Here is a 12,022-nt window from a genome sequence, read left to right on the forward strand (position 1 = left end):
TTCTCCTATTCTACCAATTGCGTAAAGTATTCTTCTAGGTTTTGACGGGCAAAGTATATCTCATCAATAGCAACATCGGCCAAAGTTAGTTGCTTGAGAATCTGTTTGACATCTTGTTCATTACCAAAGATATGGATTTCATTGTCAGGATTGACAACCTTAAACTGGAGTTGGATTTGTTCTTTCAATACCTGACAAGCTCTTTCTTTGTCGCTTGTTTTAAGCACAATATAATCCTCACTCAGTGTTTCAAACTCAGCTTTACTGATTTCACGGATAATCTTACCTTGATCCAGAATACCAAAGCGATTAGCTAGGAGATAGAGCTCTGACAAGATATGGCTAGAGATGAGGATAGTTATTCCTTTTTCTTGATTGAGCCGCTGGATCATGAGACGAAATTCTTTGATTCCAATTGGGTCGAGACCGTTAATGGGTTCATCAAGAATTAGGAAATCAGGTTTTGATAGGAGGGCAATGGCAATGCCAAGTCTTTGTTTCATTCCTAGTGAGAAATCACGAAAGACTTTTTTCCCTGTATCTGACAAGCCAACATAGTCCAAGGTCTCATGAATCACCTTATCAGCATTTGGGATATGACGAATCATACAATAATATTTCAGATTTTGATAAGCTGTTAAGTGATTATGGGCTACAGGTGATTCGATAACAGAACCCACTCGAGATAGAGCCTTGGTCCACTCATTTTGTTCTTGGCTAGAAAAGAGGGAAATAGTTCCTTTATCCGCAAACAGTAGTTGTGTGATGATTTTTATCAAGGTGGTTTTACCAGCTCCATTTTTTCCAATTAGACCATAAATATCTCCCTCTTTTATGGTTAGACTAAGATCTTGAAGAATAGCTTGTTGGCCGAATTGTTTGGTCAGTCCATGAATTTCGAGTACTGTTTTCATGATTTTCTCCTTTTGATTTATTTTTCTAACTTTAGTATAAGGTATAGAAATCAAAGAAAGCTCAAGTAATTCTAAAGAGTTTCTAAAGTTTTGTGATTCTTAAAAAAACAAAACCCAGTTGACATTGAACTGGGCTTTTTTACTATAAGATATACTTCTCAATGGCACGTGCAACGCCTTCTTCTTCATTGCTGGCTGTAACGTCATTGGCTAAGGATTTGACATGGTCGCTGGCATTTCCCATTGCAATGCCAAGTCCTGCAAACTGAAGCATTTCGATATCGTTATTGGCATCGCCCATGGCCATAATTTCTGAGGGCTCGATCTTCAAAATCGCTGCTAGTCGAGAAAGAGCAGTAGCCTTTGTTGTTCCAAGTGGCATGGCTTCATAAATGACAGGCTGCGAACGAACGCCGCTAAATCGTTGGCAGAGCTCCTCAGCAAACCGCTGCTCAAAATCGTCTGTTTGTTCTTCGTTGCCCAAAAACATGCCTTGGAACATACGATACTTGCCACTAGTCGCTTCTTCAAGAGAAATTTCAGTCAGGTCTGAAAAGACTAGCTTGGCATCATTTTGAACGATTTGATTAGGCTTGCCACCGAGTACAAAATAATGTTCCTCATCAAAAAGGGTCAACTGGACGTCGCTTTTTTCTGCTAGATCATAAAGGTATTCAATGTCGGCTGGACTGAGTTCTTGCCAGTCAACTAGACTCCAGTCACTGGTCTGATGGGTTGAACAACCGTTATTGACGATGACATACTCATTCTGAAGGTCCAGTCCCAGTTTTTTATAGTAAGGAAGGACACCGAAAAGCGGGCGACCTGTACAGAGAACCAGTTTGACACCTTTTTCAATGGCTTGGTGAATGGCAGTGATGTGGGCTTGTGGGATTTCCTTGGCTTCGTTAAGGAGGGTTCCGTCCATATCCAAGGCTAGTAGTTTAATCATAAGACTTCCTTTTCTAGGTGTTTTGCTTTTATTATAGCATATAGACTATGAAATGTCTGACAGAATAGTAACATTTGACTTTCCTTTTCTTGAAAAAGAAAATAAAATCTTATATAATATGTATACTTAATATTAAAGGAGAAAAAATGTCAAAGTATCACTTTAATTCAATTTACAAAAATGATGAAACAGAGTCCACAGGTCTTCTGTTCATCAAAGTCTACAACAAGTGGGAAAGCAACTTAAAAAGAGTCTTGAAATCGGATGGCCTCACTTTGCCCCAATTTATCGTTTTAACCTCGCTCTTGTTTCTGTCTAATAGAGAGGAATATGTAACGCAAGTTGATATTGCTCGGTTCACTGGTATGGATGTCATGACGGTTTCCCAGATTGTTAGACTACTGGAGAAGAAAGACTACATTAAACGTGATCAACACCCAAAGGATAGTCGGGCAAAACTGGTTTCAGTGACGAAGTCTGGCGCGGAGAAGGTCAATCAAGCTTTACCTTTAGTAGAAGGTGTTGATGAAGAATTTTTTAAAAAACTATCTAACGATAGAGAAGTTTTTAATCGTTTGTTAGTAGAGTTGGAGGATAAAAATGCCTAGATATTGGGTCGGAGTTGTTTCGAAGAACCATGTTTTAAGAGGAGTTGAAGGGAATTTTTGTCAGGTCTGTCATGGAAAGGGCGGCCCCTTAAACCGTATGAAAAAAGGAGACTATCTTTTATATTATAGCCCAAAATACGATATGAATGGTCAAGATAAGTTACAGGCTTTTGTGGCCGTAGGTAAAATTACAGATGACAAAGCCTATCAAGTAGAGCAGTTTGAAGGATTCTTTCCCTTTAGACGAAATGTCGAGTATTATCAACCAGTCAAAGATTGCTTCATAGAAATAGCCAGACAACATCCTGAATGGAAAGACTATACTTCTCGACTTCGTTATGGGCATTTTGAAGTTTCCAAAGACTTTTTCCTCTATATTTTTCAGCATATGAAAGTGGATGATGGAGTATGATTGATTTCCTAGTTAAATGATTGTCAACTAAAATTTTGGATTTGGACTGTGAAGCGAACTTTGCTATAATAGAGTAAGAAACTTTGATAAACCAAACGAGGCAGAGATGAAATTACTTTATACTGATATTCGGACTTCTTTGACAGATATTTTAACCAGAGAGGCAGAAGAGCTAGTTGCTGCTGGCAAGCGGGTCTTCTACATCGCCCCCAACTCTCTTTCATTTGAAAAAGAACGCGCCGTGCTGGAATGCTTGTCCCAGCAGGCTTCTTTTGCGATTACCGTCACGCGTTTCACTCAAATGGCTCGTTACCTAATCTTGAATGATTTACCAGCTAATACCAGTCTGGATGATATCGGGCTTGGGATGGCTTTTTATAAGTGTCTTGCGGAACTCGATTCCAAGGACTTACGTGTTTATGGTGCGATTAAGCAGGATCCTCAATTTATCCAGCAGTTGATTGAACTTTATCATGAGATGACGACTGCTCAGATGAGCTTTTTGGACTTAGAAAGTTTGACGGATGAGGACAAGAGAGCAGATTTACTCTTGATTTTTGAGAAAGTAACAGCCTATCTCAATCAAGGTCAGTTGGCTCAGGGAAGTCAGTTGTCCCATTTGATTGAGGCTATTGAGAATGGCAAGGTAAGTAGTGATTTCAGTCAGATTGCCTTGGTTATTGATGGATTTACTCGTTTTTCTGCCGAGGAAGAGCGTGTAGTGGATCTACTTCATCGAAAAGGTGCCGAGATTGTTATTGGGGCCTATGCAAGCAAGAAAGCCTATACCAGTCCGTTCTCTGAAGGGAATCTCTACCAAGCCAGTGTGGAATTTCTTCATCATTTGGGGGCAAAATACCAAACGCCTGCTCAGGATCGTTCTCAGATACATGAGAAGATGGATTGTTTTGACAAGGCCTCTCGTTTGCTGGAGTCTTCTTATGACTTTTCAGAACTCGCTTTAGATGTTGATGAGAAGGACCGTGAAAACCTGCAAATCTGGTCTTGTTTGATGCAAAAAGAGGAGTTGGAGCTGGTAGCTCGCGCTATTCGTCAGAAATTACATGACAATCCAGATCTGAGTTACAAGAATTTCCGTATTCTGCTGGGGGATGTGTCTTCTTACCAGTTATCACTGAAAACCATTTTTGACCAGTACCAGATTCCTTTCTATCTTGGTAGAAGTGAATCCATGGCTCACCACCCTTTGACTCAGTATGTCGAATCTATTTTGCGTTTGAAACGTTACCGTTTCCGTCAGGAAGATTTGATTAATCTTCTTAGAACAGGTTTATATACCGACCTTAGTCAAGCGGATATTGATGCTTTCGAGCAATATCTCCGCTATCTTGGCATCAATGGCTTGCCAGCTTTTCAGCAGACCTTCACAAAATCTCACCACGGAAAATTTGATTTGGAACGCTTGAATGCCCTTCGTCTGCGCGTTTTGGCGCCACTTGAAACCTTATTTGCCAGTCGGAAGCAAAAGACTGAAAATCTCTTGAAAAAGTGGAATACTTTTCTAAAAAATGCTGCTTTAAGCAAGCAGATGCAAGAATTGACAGCTACTATGGAAACTCTAGAACAGGAAAGACAAGCCGAAGTTTGGAAAGCCTTCTGCCATGTTTTAGAACAATTTGCGACCGTTTTTGCTGGTTCACAAGTTAGTCTGGAGGATTTCCTATCCTTGCTTCATTCTGGGATGAGTTTGTCCCAGTATCGCACCATTCCAGCGACAGTAGACACTGTTCTGGTGCAGAGTTACGATTTGATTGCACCTATGACCGCTGACTTTGTCTATGCCATTGGGCTGACTCAGGATCATTTGCCAAAAATTGCGCAAAACACCAGTCTTTTGACAGACGAAGAAAGACAAAGTCTAAACCAAGCAACTGAGGAGGGAGCGCAATTACTGATTGCAAGTAGTGAAAACCTCAAGAAAAATCGCTATACCATGCTTTCTTTAGTCAATGCTGCTCGTAAGCAGTTGATTTTGTCAGCTCCAAGTCTCCTCAATGAAAATGAGAGCAAGGAATCAGCCTATCTTCAGGAACTGGTGGGTTTTGGATTTAGCCGGTTAGAGAAGAAGATTCATCAAAAAAGTCTGTCTAAGGATGATATGGGTTCATATCACAGTCTCTTGTCTAGTCTCGTTTCCTATCATCAGCAGGCGGGTTCTAGTGAAAATGAAGAAGATGTGACCTTTGTCAAGGTTCTAGCGCGTGTGATGGGGAAAAAACTTGATCAAAAAGGTCTTACAAATCCTGCACTCCCAACTAGCCCAAGCAGCAAACCATTAGAGAAAGAGACCTTGAAGGCTCTCTATCCAGCTGACAAGGAGTTTTACCTGTCTACGTCTGGTTTGACGGAGTTTTACCGCAATGAATACAGTTATTTCCTCCGTTATGTCTTAGGTTTGCAGGAAGAATTGCTCCTTCGTCCGGATGCTCGCAGTCACGGAAATTTTTTGCATCGTATTTTTGAACGTGCCTTGAAACTGCCTGCTGAAAATCCGTTTGACCAACGACTGGAGCAAGCTATCAAGGAAACCAGCCAAGAACGCGAATTTGAAGCTATTTATCAGGAAAGTTTGGAAGCCCAGTTTACCAAGGAAGTTCTACTTGATGTCGCGCGAACTACGGGCCACATTCTTCGTCATAATCCAGCCATTGAAACCATCCAAGAGGAAGCAACATTTGGTGGTAAAGATCAAGCCTTTATTCAATTGGATAATGGTCGCAGTGTCCATGTGCGAGGCAAGGTTGACCGAATCGACCGTTTGAAAGCTGATGGAGCACTGGGAGTGGTAGACTACAAGTCTAGTCTGACTCAGTTCCAGTTTCCGAATTTCTTTAATGGCCTCAATTCCCAACTGCCAACCTATCTTGCTGCTCTTAAGGGAGAAGGGGAGCAGAACTTTTTCGGCGCCATGTACTTGGAAATGGCTGAACCTGTCCAATCTCTGTTGACCGTTAAGAGTTTGGATGGAGCAGTAGTAGAGGCTAGCAAATCAATGAAATACCAGGGACTCTTTTTAGAAAAAGAAAGCAGTCACTTGGGCGAATTTTATAACAAAAACAAGGCTAACCAGCTGACAGACGAGGAGTTTCAGCTCCTACTGGACTACAATGCTCATCTTTACAAGAAAGCAGCTGAAAAGATTTTAGAAGGTCAGTTCGCCATCAATCCATACACAGAGAACGGAAGAAGTATTGCTCCATACGTCCAGCAACATCAGGCAATTACAGGATTTGAAGCAAACTACCATCTAGGTCAAGCTCGTTTTCTAGAGAAGTTAGAGCTAGCTGATGGCAAACGACTGGTCGGAGAAAAACTCAAGCAAGCTTGGTTTGAAAAAATGAGAGAGGAGTTGAATCGATGAAGCCTATTTCCTTTTTAACTGAGGAAGAAATTCAAAAACTGCAAGAAGCAGAAGCGAGTTCGAGCAAGGAACAGAAGAAAACTGCCGAGCAAATCGAAGCCATTTATACCTCAGGGCAAAATATTCTGGTCTCAGCGTCTGCTGGTTCAGGGAAAACCTTTGTCATGGCAGAGCGCATTCTGGATCAGTTAGCGCGTGGTGTCGAAATTTCTCAACTCTTTATCTCGACCTTTACCGTCAAGGCTGCCACTGAACTAAAAGGACGTTTGGAGAAAAAAATCAGCCAACAAATCCAAGAAACCGATGATGTTGATCTCAAACAACACTTGGGACGTCAGTTGGCAGACCTGCCAAACGCTGCCATCGGAACCATGGACTCCTTCACACAAAAATTCCTTGGCAAGCATGGTTATCTGATTGATATCGCACCGAACTTCCGTATTCTACAAAATGAAAGTGAACAGTTACTCTTAAAGAACGAAGTTTTTCATCAGGTTTTTGAAGCCCATTACCAAGATGAAAATAAAGAGAACTTTAGTCGCTTGGTCAAGAACTTTGCTGGACGAGGCAAGGATGAACGTGGTCTGCGCCAACAAGTCTACAAAATCTATGATTTCCTCCAATCCACCAGCAGTCCACAAAAATGGTTGAACGAGTCTTTTCTCAAAGGGTTTGAGGAAGCTGACTTTGCAAATGAAAAAGACAAACTGACCGAGCAAATCAAGCAAGCGCTTTGGAATTTGGAAAGCTTTTTCCGTTATCATCTGGATAATGATGCCAAGGAGTTTCCCAAAGCTGCCTATTTAGAAGCTATGCAACAGGTTCTGGATGAAATTAGTTCCTTAAATCAAGAGTCCGATAGCCAGGCTTATCAAGCAGTTCTTGCGCGTATTGTCGTCATCTCTAAGGAGAAAAATGGTCGAGCTCTGGCTAATTCTAGTCGTAAGGCCGATTTGAAACCACTGGCTGATGCCTATAACGATGAGAGAAAGGTCCAGTTTGCTAAACTAGGACAACTGGCGGACCAGATAACCATTCTCGACTATCAAGAACGTTATCATGAAGATACTTGGGAGCTAGCTAAAACCTTCCAAACATTTATGAGTGATTTTGTGGAGGCTTATCGCGAACGTAAACGCCAAGAAAATGCCTTTGAATTCGCTGATATCAGTCATTACACCATTGAGATTTTAGAGAATTTCCCACAAGTTCGCGAGACTTATCAAGAGAGATTTCACGAAGTCATGGTCGATGAGTATCAGGATACCAACCACATTCAAGAGAGAATGTTGGAATTGCTGTCGAATGGTCACAATCGCTTTATGGTGGGAGATATCAAGCAGTCCATCTACCGGTTCCGTCAGGCAGATCCTCAGATCTTCAATGAAAAATTCCAACGCTATGCGCAAAATCCCCAAGAAGGCAAGTTGATTCTCCTCAAGGAAAATTTCCGTAGTAGTTCAGAAGTTCTGTCAGCAACCAATGATGTTTTTGCACGCCTTATGGACCAAGAAGTCGGAGAAATCAACTACGATAGCATGCACCAGCTTGTTTTTGCCAATACCAAACTGACTCCTAATCCTGAGAACAAGGCAGAGTTTCTCTTATACGACAAGGACGATAGTGGGCAAGAGGAGGAAGAGAGCCAAGCAGAAACGAAACTCACTGGAGAAATGCGTCTGGTCATCAAGGAAATCTTGAAGCTCCATCAAGAGAAAGGTGTAGCCTTTAAAGAAATAGCCCTTTTGACTTCCAGTCGCAGTCGAAATGACCAGATCCTCCTAGCTCTGTCTGAGTACGGAATTCCAGTTAAAACCGACGGTGAGCAAAACAACTACCTCCAATCCCTAGAAGTACAAGTCATGCTGGACACCCTGCGCGTCATTCACAATCCCCTGCAAGACTATGCCTTGGTAGCCCTTATGAAGTCTCCTATGTTTGGTTTTGATGAGGACGAGTTGGCACGTTTATCCCTCCAGAAAGCAGAAGATAAAGTCCAAGAGAATCTTTTTGAGAAACTGATCAATGCTCAAAAACAAGCAGCTAGGCAGAAAGAGTTAATTCATACAGCTCTAGCGGAAAAATTAAATCAATTCATGGATATCTTGGATTCTTGGCGCCTGTATGCCAAAACTCACTCTCTCTATGACTTGATTTGGAAGATTTACAACGACCGTTTTTATTATGACTATGTTGGGGCTTTGCCGAACGGACCTGCTAGACAGGCTAATCTCTATGCCCTAGCTCTACGAGCTGACCAGTTTGAAAAGAGCAATTTCAAGGGCTTGTCGCGTTTTATCCGTATGATTGACCAAGTCCTAGAAGCCCAGCACGATCTCGCAAGCGTAGCCGTCGCACCGCCAAAAGATGCTGTAGAACTTATGACCATTCACAAGAGTAAAGGACTAGAGTTTCCTTATGTCTTTATCCTCAACATGGATCAGGACTTCAACAAACAAGACTCGACGTCAGACGTCATTCTCAGTCGTCAAAATGGGCTTGGTGTCAAATACATTGCCAAGGTGGAAACAGGAGCAGTGGAAGCACACTATCCTAAAACCATTAAACTCTCTATTCCTAGCTTAACTTATACGCAGAATGAGAAAGAACTGCAACTGGCTAGCTATTCAGAGCAGATGCGTCTGCTGTATGTTGCCATGACGAGAGCTGAGAAAAAGCTCTATCTTGTCGGCAAGGGTTCTCGTGAAAAGCTAGAAGCAAAGGAATATCCATCAGCTGAGAGCGGAAAATTAGATAGCAATACCAGACTGCAAGCAAGAAATTTCCAAGATTGGATCTGGGCTATCAGCAAAGTATTTGCCAAGGAAGATCTCAACTTTAGCTATCGTTTTATTGGTGAAGACCAGCTGACCAGAGAAGCTATTGGTCAATTGGAAAACAAGAGTCCTCTACAAGATAGCTCTCAAGCAGACAACCGCCAGTCAGAAACCATCAAAGAAGCTTTGGAAGTGCTGAAAGAGGTGGAAGTTTATAATACTCTTCACCGTGCAGCCATTGAGCTTCCTAGCGTTCAAACCCCAAGCCAAATCAAGAAATTCTACGAACCCGTTATGGATATGGAAGGGGTAGAAATTGCTAACCAAACTCCATCACCGGAAAAGCAAATCAGTTTTGATTTACCAGATTTTTCAACTAAAGAAAAGGTAACAGGAGCTGAGATTGGTAGTGCTACTCACGAACTCATGCAAAGAATTGACCTCATTCAGCAACCAACACTTGCTAGCCTGACAGAAACTCTCAAACAAGTTCAGACTAGTCCAGCTGTTAGAGACAAGATCAATCTTTCTAAAATTCTTGCCTTCTTTGATACAGCACTTGGTCAGGAAATTCTCGCTAATACCAGCCATCTTTACCGCGAGCAACCTTTCTCCATGCTCAAAAAAGATCAAAAGAGTAAGGAAGATTTCGTTGTCCGTGGAATCTTGGATGGCTATCTGCTTTATGAGGATCGCATCGTTCTTTTCGACTACAAAACAGACCGTTACGATGAACCAAGTCAACTCATAGACCGCTATCGTGGTCAGTTAGCCTTATACGGAGAGGCTTTATCTAGAGCCTATTCGATTGAAAACATAGAAAAATACTTGATTTTGCTCGGTAAAGATGAGGTTCAAGTTGTAAAAGTATAATTTATACTCTTCGAAAATCTCTTCAAACCACGTCAGCTTCACCTTGCCGTATATAGGTGACTGACTTCGTCAGTCTTATCTACAACCTCAAAGCAGTGCTTTGAGCAACCTGCGGCTAGCTTCCTAGTTTGCTCTTTGATTTTCATTGAGTATTAGAAAGGAGACCTCATGACACTTCCAGTTAGAAAATCCCTTCATGATGCAGTTTTACAGGCTTCAAAAGCTGATACTTGGGATCAAGCTACCAAGGAATGGAATGAAGTTTCCTTGATTTTTAATGGCATTGGCCGTAGTAATTGTGTTTGCGGGAATGCCATAAAATACGCCTACGAACTCTTTAATGGTGTCACAGGCCAACGCCTCTTTCCAATCGGTAGTGACTGCGTCCGTCATTTTCATCGTATTATCCTCGATCAGCAACTGGAAGAGGAAGACAAGCTTCTCAGAAAACTTGAAAACCTAACCAGAAAGGCTCAGAAAAAGGAAAAAATCAAGGTCAATAAAAGCGACTTTGACGAACGACTTTTAAAATGGTTTTGGGAAAAAGGTGTTTTCAAAGCCAATCGTGGCAATCATTTTGCGCCTGAGAGAGACTATCAGCTCTTCCTAGAGGTCTTTCAAGGCGGAAGTTGGACCAAGGCAGAGCCAAAGAAGAAGGCTCGTATGGAAGAAGTGCTGGAAAAGTGTATCAAACCTTTTCTACTTGGTAAGACCGATGAACAACTCTACCTTGTCAAACTAGGCAAGGAGAAAATCGACTACGAGCAGCATCTACGGATTCAAGCAGAGAAAGAACGCAAGAAAAGAGATAAAATCGCCAAGCAATACGCTGACAACCTCATTCTTGCCATGGGACCTGCAGAACGAGCCTATCAAGATTACTTTGGCTTTACAGAAACCTTGACCCAAGAAGAACGAAAATGGGAAAAAATCCTCTTTGGAAAAAATAGAGACGAACGGGCTATCAAGGTTAAACAAAACCAAAAGGAGTTGGAAAAGGATCAGCGAATTGCAAATCAAGATCCTATTGAACGAAAGCAGAAGCAGACTTGGCTTCTTAATTCCTATTTTCGGGATTTGCCTGATGAAAAAGCTAGATTTTCTCGGCTTCTATTAGAATATCGAAAAAGTGGAGAAGTACTCTTTTCAGATGAATACTTATCTGAGCATCTCATCGATTTTTTCTACAAGATGAAAGCCTTTGAGTTTGAAATTGCACCAGAACAAGTCCGCGATTTTCTAAAAGAATGCCTTCAGGCAGAACATCTATCATCTGCACAAGAAAGTTGGACTAGAGGGATTCTCCTCAATTGTCTTCATCCGTTTTTAGATAGGTTACTCATATAGAAAAAATCCTACCTTGTCTATGCATGGTAGGATTTAAGTATCACCAAATATGTACTGGTAAAGTTGGACGACTTTCTGAAAACACTGCGTGTCCATTCTTGTTATTTTTTGAGCATTACGCATCCGAAAATCAAAGGTATACAGTTGAAATGGATTGACAGCGCCATCTACCTTGTCCGACGAGACAGGAACGAGCAAGCCTTTTTCTGCCAAACGACGTTGGCCGTGAGTGATAGGACAGACAGCCACAAAACCAGTTTGCAAGGCATATTCTCTCCTAGAAACGACCAAGGCAGGTCGCCGTTTCTGGATTTCTCGACCGACTGATGGATCAAAGTCCAGCCAAATGATATCCTGCTTTTCAGGAATATAGTCAGATTTCGCTATCAAGTGACCTTACCCCTTCAAAATCATTTGTCATTCTCAAATCAGTAATCCCATCAAAAGGATCTTTCAGTTTTGGAGCTAAGACAATGACTCCGTCAATCCCTTTGTAGACAACCATTTCTTGACCTTCTGTCATCCCCAAATTTTTAGGAATAGTCACAGTGAGAGAATTCCCTACCTTCCGAGTCTTTACTGTATTCATCGCTCTACCTCCACGAATTAGTATACACTAAGTATATACCTGTTAGCAAAAAAAGTCAAGTAAATCGTGACTGGCATCAAGGATGTTTCGGACCAATACTATTTGTCGTTTATTGTGGTCAAAGCCTGTGCAAAAGTTCCTCATTTATGATAGAATAGGTAGTAAGAA

General features: G+C 41.6%; 9 protein-coding genes. 5 read left to right on the forward strand and 4 right to left on the reverse strand.

The window, feature by feature from the left end; translation table 11 throughout:
- Nucleotides 1–5: 5 nt before the first annotated feature.
- Together B7720_RS08075 and B7720_RS08080 are read right to left on the reverse strand one after the other, a co-directional pair.
- Complete coding sequence (locus tag B7720_RS08075) at nt 6–914, reverse strand: ATP-binding cassette domain-containing protein (protein ID WP_084857447.1); 909 nt, start codon at nt 912–914, stop codon at nt 6–8.
- Nucleotides 915–1,056: 142 nt separating this feature from the next.
- Nucleotides 1,057–1,866: a Cof-type HAD-IIB family hydrolase gene (locus tag B7720_RS08080; protein WP_084857449.1), complete on the reverse strand. Its 810-nt coding sequence runs from the start codon at nt 1,864–1,866 to the stop codon at nt 1,057–1,059.
- A 146-nt stretch (nt 1,867–2,012) separates the two neighbouring features.
- Here B7720_RS08080 and B7720_RS08085 point away from each other — a divergent pair, with 146 nt between their 5' ends.
- From B7720_RS08085 to B7720_RS08110, 5 genes are all read left to right on the forward strand, one after another.
- On the forward strand, nt 2,013–2,474 hold the full coding sequence (locus B7720_RS08085) for a MarR family winged helix-turn-helix transcriptional regulator (RefSeq protein WP_084857451.1): 462 nt from the start codon (nt 2,013–2,015) through the stop codon (nt 2,472–2,474).
- Nucleotides 2,467–2,886 carry an EVE domain-containing protein gene (locus B7720_RS08090; protein WP_001138498.1) on the forward strand — a complete coding sequence of 140 codons (420 nt, stop codon included), beginning with the start codon at nt 2,467–2,469 and terminating at the stop codon, nt 2,884–2,886. The genes B7720_RS08085 and B7720_RS08090 overlap by 8 nt, the downstream gene beginning before the upstream one ends.
- Before the next feature lie 106 nt (nt 2,887–2,992).
- On the forward strand, nt 2,993–6,268 hold the full coding sequence (rexB, locus tag B7720_RS08095) for an ATP-dependent nuclease subunit B (protein WP_084857454.1): 3,276 nt from the start codon (nt 2,993–2,995) through the stop codon (nt 6,266–6,268).
- The gene (gene addA / locus B7720_RS08100; protein ID WP_084857455.1) at nt 6,265–9,918 is read left to right on the forward strand and encodes a helicase-exonuclease AddAB subunit AddA; all 3,654 of its coding nucleotides are present in this window, start codon (nt 6,265–6,267) and stop codon (nt 9,916–9,918) included. Before rexB ends, addA begins: the two co-directional genes overlap by 4 nt.
- 168 nt (nt 9,919–10,086) lie before the next feature.
- Nucleotides 10,087–11,265 carry a hypothetical protein gene (locus tag B7720_RS08110; RefSeq protein ID WP_000174748.1) on the forward strand — a complete coding sequence of 393 codons (1,179 nt, stop codon included), beginning with the start codon at nt 10,087–10,089 and terminating at the stop codon, nt 11,263–11,265.
- Nucleotides 11,266–11,298: 33 nt separating this feature from the next.
- On the opposite strand, the gene B7720_RS08115 is transcribed toward B7720_RS08110, so the two are convergent.
- Nucleotides 11,299–11,655: a type II toxin-antitoxin system PemK/MazF family toxin gene (locus B7720_RS08115; protein WP_000560800.1), complete on the reverse strand. Its 357-nt coding sequence runs from the start codon at nt 11,653–11,655 to the stop codon at nt 11,299–11,301.
- Nucleotides 11,639–11,854 (reverse strand): type II toxin-antitoxin system PemI/MazE family antitoxin, encoded by a 216-nt coding sequence (mazE, locus tag B7720_RS08120; RefSeq protein WP_001098942.1) that lies wholly within the window; start codon nt 11,852–11,854, stop codon nt 11,639–11,641. Before mazE ends, B7720_RS08115 begins: the two co-directional genes overlap by 17 nt.
- Nucleotides 11,855–12,022 lie beyond the last annotated feature (168 nt).

This window comes from Streptococcus oralis subsp. oralis (assembly GCF_002096455.1).
GTDB lineage: Bacteria > Bacillota > Bacilli > Lactobacillales > Streptococcaceae > Streptococcus > Streptococcus oralis_CY.

What these genes read in the sequence shown, in the direction of transcription:
- B7720_RS08075 (WP_084857447.1), bottom strand. Translation starts at nt 914, where the DNA reads ATGAAAACAGTACTCGAAATTCATGGACTGACCAAACAATTCGGCCAA.
- B7720_RS08080 (WP_084857449.1), bottom strand. Translation starts at nt 1,866, where the DNA reads ATGATTAAACTACTAGCCTTGGATATGGACGGAACCCTCCTTAACGAA.
- B7720_RS08085 (WP_084857451.1), top strand. Translation starts at nt 2,013, where the DNA reads ATGTCAAAGTATCACTTTAATTCAATTTACAAAAATGATGAAACAGAG.
- B7720_RS08090 (WP_001138498.1), top strand. Translation starts at nt 2,467, where the DNA reads ATGCCTAGATATTGGGTCGGAGTTGTTTCGAAGAACCATGTTTTAAGA.
- rexB (WP_084857454.1), top strand. Translation starts at nt 2,993, where the DNA reads ATGAAATTACTTTATACTGATATTCGGACTTCTTTGACAGATATTTTA.
- addA (WP_084857455.1), top strand. Translation starts at nt 6,265, where the DNA reads ATGAAGCCTATTTCCTTTTTAACTGAGGAAGAAATTCAAAAACTGCAA.
- B7720_RS08110 (WP_000174748.1), top strand. Translation starts at nt 10,087, where the DNA reads ATGACACTTCCAGTTAGAAAATCCCTTCATGATGCAGTTTTACAGGCT.
- mazE (WP_001098942.1), bottom strand. Translation starts at nt 11,854, where the DNA reads ATGAATACAGTAAAGACTCGGAAGGTAGGGAATTCTCTCACTGTGACT.